The following is a 15923-nucleotide window of genomic DNA, read 5'->3' on the forward strand; positions in this document are numbered from 1 at the left end:
TTTGTTTGTTTGGAGTTTTGTGACATCATATATCTATTGAACTTTATTGTACAAAAGTACGTTCAAACTCACTATGCAGACTGCGAGTAATCGGACCTGGCGCGCCGGTTCCAATTGCTTTGCCATCAATCTGTAAGATAGGCGTAATTTCCACGGTAGTTCCTGTGATAAAAGCTTCATCTGCCAGCATAAGCTGCTCCGTCGTAAAGGACTCTTCTTTAACTGTGATTTTTTGTGAGTGAGCTAGTCTCAAAACGACAGCCCGGGTGATACCATGAAGGATCAAATGGTTAGCTGGGTGCGTGTAAAGTACGCCATCTTTGATCATCATCAAGTTAGAAGCGCTGCATTCTGTAACAGTGCCGCTGCGATGCAGTACGACTTCTTGCACGCCGTGATCGAGCGCTGCTTGTTTGGCCATAATATTTGGGAGAAGATTAAGCGTTTTGAGATCACACCTCAGCCAGCGGATATCCTCTAAAGTGATTGCATTAATACCATTATGTATTGTAGCGATGGGTCTCCTTACCTCTGTGCAGTAGGCTAGCAGAATAGGCTCAACTTGAGCAGGGAATGGATGTGCTCTGGGAGCTTCGCCTCTGGTGATTTGCATATAAACAGTGCCTTCATTTAGACCATTCTTTTCAATAAGCTGCGTGAGAATATGACCGATTTTTTCAATTGAAAAAGGTAGTTCTATCCGCACATCACTTGCGGTTCTTTGGAGCCTCTGCATGTGAGCAGCTTGCTCGTAAATTTTCCCATGATACACACGGAATACCTCATATATCCCATCTCCAAAATAGTAACCACGATCATCCGGTGAAAGAAGAACGTCCTCCTTGTTGACGAACTCATTTTTAAAAAAATACATATCAACATCTCCTAAGTAAATCCTAGATTTCCATAAAATATCATCGAACAAATGTTCTGAAAAGTAATGAAATGTGTTATTATAAGTTATAGGTTAGCAGAGGAATTAGCGAACGTCAAAACGAGCTGTATAGCCTATCTCATCTTGCTTGGTTGAATGATTAAATATGGTTATTCTGGCCGCGAAAAAGAGAGAATTAGTAAGTAAGGATTAGCTAAAATGATTAAGGGTTGTCTTAATAACGAAATTTGGTTCTTTAGCTATTAGAAGATCAATATATAGTGAGGTATAATGAATTTCGCACACCACATATTGTAATTTTACATAAACTTCATAAAGTGACTTTTATTTTAGTTGTAGCTGAGTATGTAGCTTATTGGGAGGGAATTATGGATGGGGATTGTACAGTCTAATAAGAAGCTGGATGGATTAAGTGAGAAAATATTTTTGGATCGTTATGCACTCAAAAATGCGGATACAAGTGTTGCCAAGGTGGGCGATACTGTTCTCGTTTTGACGAAGGATGACCCTAAATTCCCAGCCAAAGAAGTTGGCGAAATTGTCAGCCGTAATGGCGATACTGTCAAAGTAAAAACACGAAGTGGTGAGACTGTTGAATCCGCAGTGGAAAAGCTCACTTTAAATATTGAGAAGACACCGGAAGAAATGTGGAACCGCTTGGCCGGTGCAATGGCATCCGTAGAAGCAACCCCTGAGAAACGAAAAGAATGGACAGATAAATTCAGATACATCCTTGATGATTGGAAGCTTGTACCAGGTGGACGAATCGCAGCAGGTGCGGATGCAAGTGATGAATTGACCCTATTTAACTGCTATGTTATTCCGTCTCCACACGATAGCAGAGGCGGAATTATGAGCACACTCTCTGAAATGACAGAAATTATGTCACGCGGCGGTGGAGTTGGTATCAACCTGTCTTCGCTTCGTCCACGCCGTTCCGTAGTGAAAGGTGTTAATGGTTCATCCAGCGGGGCTGTTTCTTGGGGAGGTCTGTTTAGCTATACAACAGGATTAATCGAACAAGGAGGCAGCCGTCGCGGAGCACTTATGCTCATGATCAACGACTGGCACCCTGATCTTGAGGATTTCATCACGGTGAAATCAACGATGGGTCAAATTACGAACGCGAATTTATCCGTTTGTGTAAGTAACGCATTTATGAAAGCCGTTAAAGAAGATCTTGAGTGGGAGCTTGTTTTCCCAGATACAACTGACCCTGAATACAACGATAAATGGGATGGGAACTTAGATGCTTGGAAAAAACTAGGTAAAGCCGTCAAGCCTTATCGTACTGTACGGGCACGTGAAGTTTGGCATACAATCATTGAGTCTGCTTGGAAATCAGCTGAGCCAGGTGTCGTATTCCTGGAATACTACAACCAAATGTCCAACAGCTGGTACTTTAATCCGATTATTTGTACGAATCCATGCGGGGAGCAGGGGCTTCCGGCTTGGGGTGTCTGCAACTTATCTGCTATTAATCTATCGAAGTTTTATGATGCGGAAAAGCATGACGTGGATTGGGCAGATTTGGCCAAAGTGGTCCGTTATTCGACTCGCTTTCTCGATAACGTTATCGATAAGACGCCTTATCATTTTGAAGAAAATCGTACGAATCAACAAGGCGAGCGCCGCGTAGGTTTAGGTACTATGGGCTTAGCAGAACTGATGATTAAATTGAAAATTCGGTATGGAAGTCCGGAATCCCTGGTGTTTTTGGACGAAATCTACGGTTTTATGGCTAGAGAAGCCTATCTGGCATCGGCTGAAATAGCTGGTGAAAAAGGGTCTTTCAAAGAATTTATTGAAGATAAGTTCCTTGAGAGCGGCTTTATGAAAAACATGACAAAAGTATTCCCTGAAATTGGCAAAGCGATTAAGCAAAATGGCATGCGAAATGTGACTGTGATTACCCAAGCACCTACTGGAAGTACGGGGACGATGGTGGGTACATCGACAGGCATTGAGCCTTACTTTGCTTTTGAATATTATCGTCAAAGCCGTCTTGGCTTTGATAAACAATATGTGCCGATCGCACAGGAGTGGAAAGATGCAAATCCAGGTCAAGAACTGCCTGACTACTTCGTAACCTCCATGACGTTGACTGCAGAAGATCATATCCGAGCGCAAGCTGCGATTCAAACATGGGTAGACAGCTCGATCTCAAAAACAGCGAATTGTCCTGCAGACTTCACCGTGGAAGAAACGAAACGCTTGTATGAATTGGCTTTTGATCTAGGTTGTAAGGGTGTAACCATCTACCGTGATGGTAGCCGTGATGTGCAAGTATTGAGTACTAGCGCAGATAAAAAGGAAGATAAGAAAGAAGAAACTGCACCTGTGGCTGTTGCCGCGGAAGCCGTGAAAGATGCAGATAGCTTTACTAATCTCTCAGGCAAGCTTGCTGTAGATGTGGATGCGAAGACAGAGCAAGTATTCGATAAACAATATAAACGCCGTCCACAAATTCTACGCGGTGCAACGTATAAAGTGAATACACCATTCGGGATGGCGTACATCACTATTAACGATATGAACGGTACGCCGAGTGAAATCTTCCTCAACGTAGGAAAAGCAGGATCCGACGTGTTTGCGATGTCTGAAGCACTCGGTCGTGTGTGCTCCTTGTTCTTGCGCTATGGGGATCATGGCGATAAAGTGAAGCTGCTCGTGAAGCACTTGAAAGGCATTGGCGGGTCTGGCGCCATTGGCTTCGGCAACAACCGAGTCGAGTCCATCGCGGACGCGGTAGCCAAAGCGCTCGAGCAGCACGACGAAGTGATGAACGAGCAAGACGACGCGCGGAACTACGTGACCGCGACGAGTGAAGTGCTGGATGCGCCAGCACCGGTAGTGGAAGTGGGGCACACGGGTCATGGCAGTAGCGAGGCTAACGCCGCGCCGAAGGACCTGTGCCCGTCGTGTGGATCGGCTTCGCTGGTGAACAGCGAAGGGTGCAAGAATTGTATCAACTGCGGGTATAGCAGGTGTTCTTAGGATTGAGCCAGGGCGGAAGCCCTGGTTTTTTGTTGTGTGGTGTCATAAAAACTGAGAAAATATTTCATGTTTTTGAGAAAAAATTTCTAGAATTAATGATAAATGTATAATTATGCATGGTTATGCACTGATTTGTGCCCTGACCGTTTCGTATTTTAAGCGTATGTTCAGTCAATCGTCGAGTAAGCTTTGTCACGAACACGTCACTCCTAAGGTTTTGAGGGCAAAGTTTGGCAAACTGGTATAAGTAAGGGATTTTCGTTAATTATGGTATCGAGCTTTTGTGAGTTAGTATTATGTGGTTTGAACTATGACAATGTTGTTGGGGAGCTAGCATGCAGGAAACTGCATGCTTTTTTTATATGTGCGACGGGTCATTATACCCATAAGAGAAGTCACAATCGATAAATGAATTCCTTGATTTTTGGATAACCGCCTTCAATTTCAGCCACGGTAGAAAAAACGCCGAGCTGTTGAAGAGTTGTGGTAAGTGGGAGACATTATACCCTACGGAGTGTTCGTTTGACCGCACCTCGATAATTGTTTTTATTTCGTTAGTTATTGTTTAAAAGTAAAAAAGTCGGACATACTAATAAATTAGAAATAATGGAAGGTGATTACTTATTAAAGCCATTGAATTAATTGATCCAAGAGTGTCTAGTTGCATTGAAAATGTGTCCGGAGTACAGAAGGAAAATCATTTGTTAGTTGTTCTTAAGCCTTACAGTGATGAAAGTATATTCGGATATCTTTTACGTACTTTCAAAAAAAATAATTATAAATTTTCTTTATATAAGGAATTGACAGGATTCAAAAAGATGAAAAAGTTCTTCTTTCCAGACGAATTATATAAGTTATCAAGACTTTTATTAAAGGAACAGAATTTACTAGAATGTCATAATTTTTTTCTAAGTGCGACTGAAAGAAGCGTTGATGCAGTTCATGATGCTAATCAAATTCACAGTTATTTTGTAATGATGGAAAAAATCAAAATATGTTGTTCTTGTATTAATTCAAAGAACTACTATAAGAAAGTTTGGGACGTAATTGGATTTACTTGTTGTCCTGAACATCAAACTTTATTAATTGACAAATGTTCTATTTGTAACATTTCTCTTACAATCTCTGTTCTCAAGAACGATTATATCTGTAAGTGTGGCTTCGATTTGAGAAATTCGGTTCAAAAAAGTATTTCTCTAGATGAATTATTGATTTCACATATTGTTTTGGAATTATCACAAAATAGAATTCCGATTTTTTTGAAAAAGCTTGAGGTTAATATCGGATATTCAATTGATTATTTTTTAAATGATATATATTTGATTGCAAATCAAATATGGTTTATTCAAGAAAATACGAAATTAATTCCAAAGATATTAAGCAACGAAAGGATGCATCTATTATTAATGGAAGTTAATAGGGTTTTAGAGAATTGGCCTTGTAATTTTAACCATTTTCTCGATAAAGTAAAGCAATTTAATCATAAAAGATTAGTGGAAGAAAAGGGGATAGCCTTGGAGACTGCTGGTGGACTTAGGGTGGATTTTGGTGAGTTTTATTCTGAGCTTTATAGAAATAAAAGATCCAATAGCTTTTTAAGAAAACAGTTTGAACACTATATTAAATCCAATCTCCAAAACTATCTAATGAGTTTTCAACGTAAAAGAAGAGATTCCTTTTATTTACTAGAAGAATATTTACCTCTCCACGAAGCAGCAAAACTTTTAAATGTAACTCGAGGTACAGTGAGAGCTTTACTAAAGCATAAAATATTATCAGGAATTGAGTATGAAAAAAATAATCTATATTCTGCTGCGTATATAGAACGATGTAGATTATTCGAGGTGATTGAGCAAATACAACATTGTTCTTCATTAAATGAGATGATGGATAAGTTTGGCTTAAACAGACCGGTTTTATTACACCTACTAAAGTATTTGGATTTAAAAAGTTATCTAAATACAAAGGAACATAGGTACCTGCATGTACTATATAAAAATGAGGATATTAACATGGCAATAAAAAAATTTAGAAATGTGTGTATTGAAATAGACCAACAAAATAATTTGATCTTTTTTAAAGATATATTGAAGAAGATTTCGATGTACTCCTTAACAACAGAACAGATATTTAACTTAATAGAAACTAGGAAATTACCTGTTTACCTAAAGAAAGGTGACTTATTCGCATTTAACAGGGTTTTGTTTAATGAGGATGAAGTAATTAAATTATTTAAATCAGTATATTACATAAAGCAAGTACAGAATGAAGTCTACTCTACAGTATCCGCAGGGAAGATTTTAGATAGTCGTCCTGATGATGTAGGTTTTTGGGTGGAGAAAGGGTTTATCAGAGGGGTTAGAAAAAATAGAAGAATTGAAATAAGTAGAAGTGAGATTGATAAATTTACTTGTGAATATGCGATGCAAGATTATTTGAAGTTAAAATACAGAAATCAAATTCCTCCTAGAAAAATTACGCATATCTTATTAAAAATGAACATCAGGCCAATATCCGGACCAAAAGTTGATGGAGGAAGAAAATATCTCTTCAGGAAAAGTGACCTACCTGAGTCTCTAAATTTGAAATAACTGAAGAAAAATTCGGTTCATGTTACGAAATTGCAATAGAACATAAATTATTAGTATAGCTCCTGACACCGTCAGTGTATCCGGACGTCTGATACCATCGCGCACTTCCACGCTTATCGATTCCAAAACATTAACGTAATCTGGACAGATATCATACTAATTATGTTGAAGTCATATTAAAGGTTCAAAAAGGAGAACTGAAACCAGGCAGCAAGGTAAATTAATCAAAATGGTTTAAATCAGTATTTCTTTATATGGACCTGAGAGCTGCGTTCTTTGAAGAGATAAAATGTGTTTATTCTAATGAGCATTCATTGAGTGAGGCTGCTAGAAGTTTGAAAATGAGCAATGGACATTTATCTTATGGGTTAAACATTAAATGGAAAAAAGGATAGTACTGATTATGTTTATCATTTTGATAAATGTAGGGAGCTTTTAGATTTTATAAAAAACATTATGGATTAATGTGTATGGAGAAGGCATTTCACCATGTTTTTTGGTGGGATGTCTTTAATTTTGTTCTTTTTTGGGCTTAGATCGTACTTGTTCTGCTTTACACGATTGACTTCAGAAAGATCTTTAAATTCTTTATATTTGGCTTTTAATATATCTTTCTATTTGGTAGGGGATTATGGTACTGGAATAAGTTTAAGTCATTCTATTTAAGTCAATACTTTTATCATAAATTATGAAATCAACGGAGGTGAAAATCATGCCCTACAAACCAGCTCGAAAAATCAAGCCGAAAAGAAAAGGCTTCCGCGGGAAAGAACCATTTTTAAAAACTGGCGATATGATTCATTGGGAAAGTTTCCTTGAAAGAAATTTTATAAGATTAGCTGACTTTGATCAGCGTGTTATAGAAATTTTTTATCAACCGGAGTGTATTGATTATTTAGTGAATGGTAAGAAGCATAAATATTACCCTGATTTCAAATTAATCTTAGAAGATAATCGTGTCTTATTAATAGAAGTTAAAGCTCTTCGATTTAAAAATCACCCCAAAAATATCATTAAATATGAAGTGGGGCGACAATTTTGTAAAGCACGCGGGTGGCATTACGAAGTATTCACAGAAAATGAGATTAATCCCAAACATCTTCAAGCTAACCTTTCTTTGCTTCGTCATTTAGGAACCCAAGAGGTATCAGACACAATTATGGATCGTATTCTGGAGAAACTGGGATTAAAATCGAAAATGTATCTTTTTGAATTAAGGGAATCTTGTGCTGAAATAGATGAAGAGAGTTTCTATAAGGCAGTTTATCAATTGATTTACCTACAAGAGATTTCAACAGATCTAGTTAATGTAAAGCTATCTGACGATTCGATTTTAAGTTTTTCAGTCGAGGAGGAGATAAGTTCATGCTCATAGATTTCAAGTATGGTACGCAATTTCGAATTGAAAAGAACACCTATGAAGTACTCCGGCACAGAGATGATGATGTTGAATTGCTTAATATAACAAACGACACAAAGGAATTACTGTCTCTTAATGATATCTTGGCTGCTTACAACGAGAAAAGGTTAATCATTCTGCATGAAGGTCAAGAATCTAACGTAATTGAATACAGTACAAAGGATTATACTGATGTTCAATTAGATATTATGGATAAACGGTATAAGGCAATTGAGCCTATTATTGAACGTAAAATAAGCCCATCTCAGATAAAGGAGTATGCTGAAAACTATCCAGAGGAATTAAAACCAAATGGCTCGATTTCTCCCGCGTCAATTTATAGATGGTTAGATTTATGGTATAAGCGAGAGAACAAATTAGACTTAATTCCACAAATAAGGGGGCCAAAAGATCATCGAGTCTCTAAAGATGTAATGATTGAAGCTTCTCGCATCATTTTAAAATATGGAAGTAAGGCGGAATACGTTTCCATTAAAGATGAATATAATGTACTTGAAGCTGAAATAAAAAATATTAATTTGACCAGAGAAGTTCATAAGCAGCTGGAGATTTTTTCAGAATCGACATATCGAAGAATACGGAAGGAAACGGTTGATACATATGAGCGAGATAAAGAGCTCATGGGGAAAAATCAAGCCGATTTAAAGCACAATGGTGTACATTCAAATGCAAGAGCAACACGGCCTCTTGAATGTATGGAATGTGATTGGACACCAATTGATTGTTTAATTGTCGACTTTGAACTTGACGAGTTATATCGTCCATGCCTTATGTATGGAATTGATCAGGCTGTGGGTGAACCGATGGGATTTAATATCATCTTTAAAAAGGAGCCTAATGCTGGTGATTGGAAACAATTAATTTTACATTGCATACTACCAAAGACTGGATTTAAAGAGTTGTACCCACGAGTTGAGAAGAATTGGACGGCTTATGGTGTCCCTCAATCCATACTTTTGGATAATGCAAAGGTGAACGATGCAAAAGAAGTAGAACGAATTTGTTCGGAACTTCGTATCGGCCTTAGATATTGTGAAGTAGCATCCGGTCATCAAAAAGGTTCCGTTGAACAAGCGCTAGGAAATCTAAATCACAAAGCATTTCAAGGATTAGTCGGTTCCCTTTTTTCAAATCCCACAGAAAAAGGACAATATGACTCAGAAGCGAAAGCGGTAGTCGATATTAAAGGTTTGTATCATATCGCACACATAGCAATTGTTGACATGGTCGCCAACAATTTTAATAGAGGGCTGAACATCCAAGGGGTTCCAGAGCATTTATGGGCTAAAGGCTTACAAGAAATGAAGATTCATCCTCAATTACCTGCAAATCGTCAATATTTAGAATTACTCTTTTCCTCAAAAAGTGATACTCGGACCGTCGGACCTCGTGGTATTAAACTCATGGGCCATCACTTTTTTAGCGATGAATTAAATGAACTAAGAAAGCGATTGGAACGTGAAGGTAGAAGTCGTGAAGTATTGATTCGCTTTGGCTCTGATTTAAGGGTTATTTATGTAAAAGACGAATTCAATAAACGTTATATTGAAGCCTTTATTAAAAACGGAGGCCTAGATCGGAAAAAGATCGACAAGAATCACCTGATCCATGCAGAACTGCTAGAATATCTGACAAACAAAGATGGAAGTGCATATAACGAGTACGATTCTTCGCTGCAGGGTAGGGCTAGACTAAACATTGAAGAGATTCAACAAGAATGCAAATTAGAATATCAAGGAATTCGTAGAAGGCAAAGAAGGGAAGAAGCGGAAAGTGAGACTGTAGCCAGTGCAATTAAAGGTGTACCAATCGAACAACTTCCCGGACTTCCAGAAACTATGAATATATCGATTTTAAAACCTGAGGAGAGTCGCGGAGGTATAAAACCATCTAAATCAGCTAATAATCATGATGAATCTATTATTGAAAAACCTGAACCTGGTGCCTTGCACGTTGGCAACGTAGATCTAGATAAAATTGCAGACAGTTGGGGGAGTGGTCGAAAGGAGATAATTTAATTGGAATTTGAACGTTTAGAAGGAAAAGCACCTGATTCGAAGGAAGTGAAGAGACGTGTTGAGCATGTAAAACAGATTATTGTTCACCACCCTAAGTATGAAAATCTTCTTGAGGAGATGGAAACGATCATGGACTTGTCGGATGACTCCGTCAGTCCAGATTGTTTATACATTTTTGGCCCAACAGGAGCGGGGAAGAGTACGGTAACCAGGGAATTTACGGCAAGATACCCTCGTGAAATTAAAGAAACGGATGATCGAGAATATACGTATATTCCAGTATTAAGGGTAGTCGTTCCTCCAAAAGCAACACCGAGAATGCTTGCATCAAAGGTGCTAGAAGTCATGGGTGATCCCTTCAGCCACAAAGGATCCGAAACTGAGTTGACCAGTCGTATCCATCACTTTGTTAAGGAACTTGGGATTAAAGTCATTATTTTTGACGAGTTCCAGCATCTAATTGATGCAGACACCGAATATGTGCTAGCGACAGCATCAAATTGGGTGAAAACATTTACTGAAGAAATTGGCATTGCTGTTATTCTCTGTGGTATGCCGGAATCAGTAAAAATTTTTATTAGCAATCCCCAATTGGATCGAAGATTCTGTAACAAAGTTGCGTTAGAAGCTTTCTCATATGGTACCGTTGAGGAGATTCTTACTTTTAGGGTATTTCTTCAAAAAGTTGATAAATTGCTTCCTTTTGCTGAATTAGCTAATCTAGCTGATCCGCGAATGGCAGATAAACTGTACTTTATTTCGATGGGGATACCTTTCTACGTAATGAAGTTACTTGAATATGCAACCTATATTGCTGCTAAAGCGGGCGCTGATAAAATTACTGAATCACATTTGGCGAAGGCGCTTATGAAAGTAAAACAAGTGGCTAGACCATTTGTTGCAAATCCCTTTGCCGACCCTATTTTTGATTTAGAAGCAGCGCTTAGAACTGAGAATGATGCAATGAACAAGTACAAAGAGAAACTGATGATAAAAAGGAAAAAGGGTAGAAACTCACAGAAAGTTCAAGGACCCTCGCTAAATGTATAAAGGTTAATAAATTAAACGGCGGCCACCCAGGCCGCCGTTTAATTTTTATCAAAAACTTCCATCAATATGTTCTTTGCTTTTGTCACTTCTTTAGGACTAATCGAAAGGAGAAGCTCAATAATTTGTTCTAAATCAGAAGATCTCCCTTTTTGGTTATTTATTCTAGTATAAGAGAAGAGTTCAATTACCCCAACATTCAATGCATGTGCAATCTTTGTAAGATTAAGCACAGAAATATTAGTTTCCGCTCGTTCTACTCCCCCAATGTAGGTGTAGTTTAAGTTTGCCAACTCACCTAATTGCTCCTGTGACAATCTTTTTTCTTTCCGTAAGTCCCGTATCCGTTTACCAATTAATTTTAAAATTGATTCAGACATTAGCTACACCTCTAATTGAAGTGTAGTCAACCAGAATACAGATAAACACGAGAGATGGATAGTATTTTTAATGAAATACTATATATATGTATGATAAAACTATCATTTGGAAATAATAGGACTAGTAGATTAATAGGAGGTGTAACTAGTGTGGAAAAATTAATTGATTTATTTCCACTTGAGCATGCTGAGGTAACTGAGGAAGGAATTGTATTTAAAGGATGCACTTATTCTTGTAGCATTGCCATACGAGAACAGTGGTATGGAAAATTTTTAGGTGATATTCCTATTTACGTAGATAATTTCGACGAAGGTTATATCTTAGTCTTGTTGAAAGATGGCAGTTTAACAATAGCATTACGTGTGACCAAGCCTGTGGATACGAATCAACAAAGTATTGAAAGTTATCAAGCACAAATACGTTCACTAAAAGAGCAACTCAAATATCGTAAGAAAAGGCGCTGGAAACAATGATTAAAGAATATAATAAACAATTGCTAATCCGCCCTTTTATAGAAAGTGATGAGAGTATATCAGGCTTTCTCTATCGAGTATCCAAGATAAATAGATACCGATTTTCGTACCTCTACAATTATCTGCACTTATCAATTTATGAAGCGCAAAATAATGAATTTACTCAAGAAGCATTACAGATGTTTACTGTGTTAGTAGATAGAGAAAATGGTTTTCTTAATGAGAGAAACGGGTACAACTTAAAAAGTTTTTTAGGATCAGAAATGTATTCCAAAATTATATTGAAAAATAAGGTCAAATATTGTCCGATCTGTATACAGGAAAAACATTATCATCGAACAGTTTGGTGTGTTGTTCCATTTCATTTATGTGTCGTGCATAAAGTAATTTTGGTTGATCAATGCCCACAGTGCAAACATAAGTTAACTTTGTCAGCTTTTATGAACCGAGAGTGTGAAAAATGTTTCTGTAAATTTGAAAACATACACTCCGAGGCGATTGATAATTTCTTTTTTTTGGAATCCCAACAACGAATGCAAAATGCCTTATGGGAAAAGGATAGAAATGTCATTTCTAATTGTAATTTTTTTCAGTTTATTCGGTTGGCGTATTGCAGCTTACACTTACTTGTTGGTGGAATTGACTATACCGCGATGTTGTCTGAGAATTTGTCTTTTTTTCATAACCAATCAGAAGGTGTTAAAAGTGGTCTGAAATTAGCAGTCGGACTATCAAATGTGTATTGGATGTATTTAGATTTCCCAAACAACTTCTACTTTGTTATGGATGACTTTTTAAAGCGAAATGTAGGAAGTAAACGATATGAACGACTTAATGCCTTTGAGAAAATACTTGAGGAGGCCGATTTCTATTGGGTTACAGAGGCATATGATGCCTATTTTATTAATCAAATTGATGAAGGTAATGTCCGGAGAGATTTTTCAGTATTTAGAAAAAATCCGAACTTACTAGAGCATAGATCTAGGGTTAGAAAGGAAGAAGTAAGACAATTTACAGGAATTGCTTATGAAAAATTGCATGAATTAAATGATTACAATGAGTTGCATATCGAAACAAAATTTACAAACGGCCAGAAAAGATACTTAGTTGAAAAATCAAAGTTAGATAACTTTTTAAGTATCAAGCAATCTTTGATATCAAAGAAAGAAGTTGGATTAATTATTGGAGTTATACCAGATACTGTTCAAAAGATAGTTGATGCTGGCTACTTAAGTCCTATCCGTGTGGCAAATTCTCCGAAAGTAGTGTACCAAATTCAAGAAGTAAATAGTCTTGTTAAGGAGTGTCTTGGTGTAATAGTTGAAGAAATAAGTTCCTCAATGATTAATTTCCATCATGTTTTATCTAAATATGCCAAGCATTCTTTTACAATTCTTGAGATTATTGCTTTTACACAATCCGGGCAAATCAAGCCTTACCGACTAAGTGAAGGTAAAACATTAGCTGAAAACTATTATGATGAGGAGCAAGTTAAGGTTTGTAGGGGAATTATTAAAAAAAGGAAGCAAGAACAAAATGGAATTTGCTTTAATGATGTAATGAAAAACCTAAAAGTTGGAGAGAAGAGATTATGGAAAGTGTTGAAAGAGCAAGGTATTGAGGCTGACTTCACTTTGATTTGGAAGGATGGTAGGAAAAGATATTACTTCAAAGAGGAGACTATTCTAAGGATTAAAGCATGCATAAGCAAGTCAACTGAGATTAATGAATTAAATGCTATAGAAGGGATCTGAAGAACTTGAGCATAGAAGAGGTGAAGAATTTCATTACAGATGGTTCATATGTGAGACTTAAGCATGCAGAAAGGAAGCTACGATTATTAAAAAACATCATACGCGACGAGCAAGATATGCTAAACAAGAAGAGGATGTTGTGGAGAGAGCATGGTGTAATTGGAGAATTTATTACGAGTAAAGTCTATGAATACAATCGTTTGGAATTGAATGAGCTTCTATATGATTTAGGAATTCTGCCGTTCATTTCTCAATTAAATAGTAACTTATTATCCGCCGAGGAGCTTCAAATACTTAAACCAATTCAAGTAAGTGGAGAAAAGTACATACGTTATTCACCAAATATATTAGGTAAGATAAATGGATTCGATCAGGATGCTTATTCTCTGTATATTAATGAATTACTTTTATCTAATAAAGTAGAATTATGGAAAAAAATATTTCTAGAAGTAGAGTTCCTAAGGTCCGCCTGGGAAAACAAAAGAAAATTAGCTGTTGAATCATGCGGGGCATTTTCTTCAATTGCTTTTGAGTTGGGAACCCTAACATTATTAGAAACTCCAGCTTGTTATAAGGTTAAGAAAGCGGTTGGATATTTAACTAAAGAGTCACTTTTAAAATGTGCTGTTATTGATGTACAAAAAATAGTTGAGTTTACTGCAAGAGGTATATTGAAGATATCGGAATTGAATAAAATTAGGAAAATAACTGATTTCCAAAGAAAATACTTTTTAATAACTTTAGAAAAAGAACATAGAAAGCGATTGTTCTGGCACGCTAAGCTAGAGAGGATATCCAAGTTAACCTTGTAAAGTAAAATGCTGCATAAGAATTGAAAGGTACAATTTATTTATTGAGAGATGTTTTGAGATTAGTAAGTGAATCGGGGACTGACTTCTTTTTGCGAGTTTCACCACACAGTGTTCATAGAAAATCTCATTCGTCTACGATCGCTGAAGAAACACGCTATGATAATAAACGGACAATGAGTGCAATGTAATCACTTTTATCAACATCCTAGGCAGCAAGGCGGACGATGTGGTTGGCGAGATGAAATAAAGTTGTTTAATCTGAAATAAAGTTATTTAACGTGAAATAGAGTGGTTTAATGAAATTTGCAGTTGTAAACAAAATGATTAGGATAAATGCAGGGATATGAGGATAAGGGCAAAGACTGACGCGTCATGAAGGCAAGAATTATTAAAGTATAGCAAAACATTTGGGTTTAAGTGACTCCTATTGTGATGTGGAGTTTTATTTGTTTCAAGTTCGTTATTATTAATTTCCAGTAGGACTTAATGGGTAGTCTCAACGTCGACAAGATAGGCAAGAAAGCATGTCATAACGAAAAACACTAGCACAACAATAAGCAATAAAGATTAAACCCTCCCAATTCTAGCAAAGCTAGAGATAACTTATACTTGGGAGGGTTTTATTATGACATTGAAGGATTTATGGATGCTGTATGAAGCTGACAAACGTATTCTGGGATTCAGCACGCATACAATGAAAGCATACTTTCTTCAACTAAAGATGTTGGTTCGTGAACTGGGTGATCTGGAGATTGAAGAAATTTCTTTAAACTTGCTAAAAGACTACTTCGCAAGGGTATCAGAGCGGTTAAAACCTAGCAGCTTGGGCCATCGGATTCGATTTGTACGCTCCCTTTTTCGCTTTGCATTTGAAGAAGGACATATCACACGCAATCCTTCTCTCAAGCTGAGAGAGCCAAAGATGGACAAACGTATTCCAAAATTTCTAATTGAGGAGGATGTTATTCATCTTAAGATTACCTGTCGATCCCATCGTGAGCATGCTCTGTTGGAATTTCTATACTGCACGGGCTGCCGCGTTGGAGAAGTGCAGAAAATAAACATTGAGGACGTGAACTGGGAGAACTGTTCTGCAATTGTGAATGGTAAGGGCTCTAAACAAAGAGAGGTTTATTTTACTACCGAGTGTAAGGTTTGGTTAAAAAGATACCTAGAGAGCCGTGAAGATACCTGTAAAGCATTGTTTGTTACCGAAACGAATCCGACCCGTCGATTGGCAATTCCAACAATACGTTGGTCTTTAAAAAAGCTAGCACAACGCGGGAAAATTACTGCTAATGTATATCCTCATCGATTTCGCCACACCTATGCCTGTCAATTGCTAGATAACGGTGCACCGCTAGAATTTATTCAGGGTATGCTTGGGCATGAAAAAGCATCTACTACACAGATTTATGCGCAGCTGCGCGGAGAGCGTAGAAGAGAATTATATCGCCGATATTTTTAGGGAATTTTATTTGTTACTTCTCAAGTAATGGGTAGCATAGTTCAACAGCCCGAGGTCTTGGTAAAAA

The 15923-nt window shown here is 37.2% G+C and carries 11 protein-coding genes; 9 read left to right on the top strand and 2 right to left on the bottom strand.

Going from position 1 to position 15923, the window contains the following annotated elements; all coding sequences use genetic code 11:
* Nucleotides 1–43: 43 nt before the first annotated feature.
* The gene (gene dat / locus QFZ77_RS14600) at nucleotides 44–874 is read right to left on the bottom strand and encodes a D-amino-acid transaminase (RefSeq protein ID WP_307440684.1); all 831 of its coding nucleotides are present in this window, start codon (nucleotides 872–874) and stop codon (nucleotides 44–46) included.
* A gap of 393 nt (nucleotides 875–1267) precedes the next feature.
* Between dat and QFZ77_RS14605 the strand changes: the two genes are divergently transcribed.
* From QFZ77_RS14605 to QFZ77_RS14625, 5 genes are all read left to right on the top strand, one after another.
* On the top strand, nucleotides 1268–3892 hold the full coding sequence (locus QFZ77_RS14605; RefSeq protein WP_307440685.1) for an adenosylcobalamin-dependent ribonucleoside-diphosphate reductase: 2625 nt from the start codon (nucleotides 1268–1270) through the stop codon (nucleotides 3890–3892).
* 701 nt (nucleotides 3893–4593) lie between these two features.
* A complete protein-coding gene (locus QFZ77_RS14610) occupies nucleotides 4594–6483 on the top strand; it encodes a TniQ family protein (protein ID WP_307440687.1) in 1890 nt (629 codons plus the stop codon).
* Nucleotides 6484–7195: 712 nt separating this feature from the next.
* Complete coding sequence (locus QFZ77_RS14615) at nucleotides 7196–7858, top strand: TnsA endonuclease N-terminal domain-containing protein (protein ID WP_307440689.1); 663 nt, start codon at nucleotides 7196–7198, stop codon at nucleotides 7856–7858.
* A complete protein-coding gene (locus tag QFZ77_RS14620; RefSeq protein WP_307440691.1) occupies nucleotides 7849–9921 on the top strand; it encodes a hypothetical protein in 2073 nt (690 codons plus the stop codon). The genes QFZ77_RS14615 and QFZ77_RS14620 overlap by 10 nt, the downstream gene beginning before the upstream one ends.
* Entirely contained in the window at nucleotides 9922–10971 is a 1050-nt protein-coding gene (locus QFZ77_RS14625) for a TniB family NTP-binding protein (protein ID WP_307440693.1), read from the top strand.
* Nucleotides 10972–11009: 38 nt separating this feature from the next.
* Here the strand turns inward: QFZ77_RS14625 and QFZ77_RS14630 are convergent, their stop codons facing one another.
* Entirely contained in the window at nucleotides 11010–11348 is a 339-nt protein-coding gene (locus QFZ77_RS14630; protein WP_307440694.1) for a helix-turn-helix domain-containing protein, read from the bottom strand.
* A 150-nt stretch (nucleotides 11349–11498) separates the two neighbouring features.
* Between QFZ77_RS14630 and QFZ77_RS14635 the strand changes: the two genes are divergently transcribed.
* The 4 genes from QFZ77_RS14635 (at nucleotide 11499) to QFZ77_RS14650 (ending at nucleotide 15856) form a co-directional block, all read left to right on the top strand.
* Nucleotides 11499–11822, top strand: coding sequence for a hypothetical protein (locus QFZ77_RS14635; RefSeq protein WP_307440695.1), 324 nt, complete (start codon nucleotides 11499–11501; stop codon nucleotides 11820–11822).
* Nucleotides 11819–13576 (top strand): TniQ family protein, encoded by a 1758-nt coding sequence (locus QFZ77_RS14640; protein WP_307440698.1) that lies wholly within the window; start codon nucleotides 11819–11821, stop codon nucleotides 13574–13576. The genes QFZ77_RS14635 and QFZ77_RS14640 overlap by 4 nt, the downstream gene beginning before the upstream one ends.
* Before the next feature lie 5 nt (nucleotides 13577–13581).
* Nucleotides 13582–14388, top strand: a complete 807-nt coding sequence (locus QFZ77_RS14645) for a hypothetical protein (RefSeq protein WP_307440700.1) — start codon at nucleotides 13582–13584, stop codon at nucleotides 14386–14388.
* Between the two features lie 625 nt (nucleotides 14389–15013).
* The gene (locus tag QFZ77_RS14650) at nucleotides 15014–15856 is read left to right on the top strand and encodes a tyrosine-type recombinase/integrase (protein ID WP_307440703.1); all 843 of its coding nucleotides are present in this window, start codon (nucleotides 15014–15016) and stop codon (nucleotides 15854–15856) included.
* Nucleotides 15857–15923 lie beyond the last annotated feature (67 nt).

The sequence above is a fragment of the Paenibacillus sp. V4I3 genome (assembly GCF_030817215.1).
GTDB lineage: Bacteria > Bacillota > Bacilli > Paenibacillales > NBRC-103111 > Paenibacillus_E.

What these genes read in the sequence shown, in the direction of transcription:
- dat (WP_307440684.1), bottom strand. Translation starts at nt 874, where the DNA reads ATGTATTTTTTTAAAAATGAGTTCGTCAACAAGGAGGACGTTCTTCTT.
- QFZ77_RS14605 (WP_307440685.1), top strand. Translation starts at nt 1,268, where the DNA reads ATGGGGATTGTACAGTCTAATAAGAAGCTGGATGGATTAAGTGAGAAA.
- QFZ77_RS14615 (WP_307440689.1), top strand. Translation starts at nt 7,196, where the DNA reads ATGCCCTACAAACCAGCTCGAAAAATCAAGCCGAAAAGAAAAGGCTTC.
- QFZ77_RS14620 (WP_307440691.1), top strand. Translation starts at nt 7,849, where the DNA reads ATGCTCATAGATTTCAAGTATGGTACGCAATTTCGAATTGAAAAGAAC.
- QFZ77_RS14630 (WP_307440694.1), bottom strand. Translation starts at nt 11,348, where the DNA reads ATGTCTGAATCAATTTTAAAATTAATTGGTAAACGGATACGGGACTTA.
- QFZ77_RS14640 (WP_307440698.1), top strand. Translation starts at nt 11,819, where the DNA reads ATGATTAAAGAATATAATAAACAATTGCTAATCCGCCCTTTTATAGAA.
- QFZ77_RS14650 (WP_307440703.1), top strand. Translation starts at nt 15,014, where the DNA reads ATGACATTGAAGGATTTATGGATGCTGTATGAAGCTGACAAACGTATT.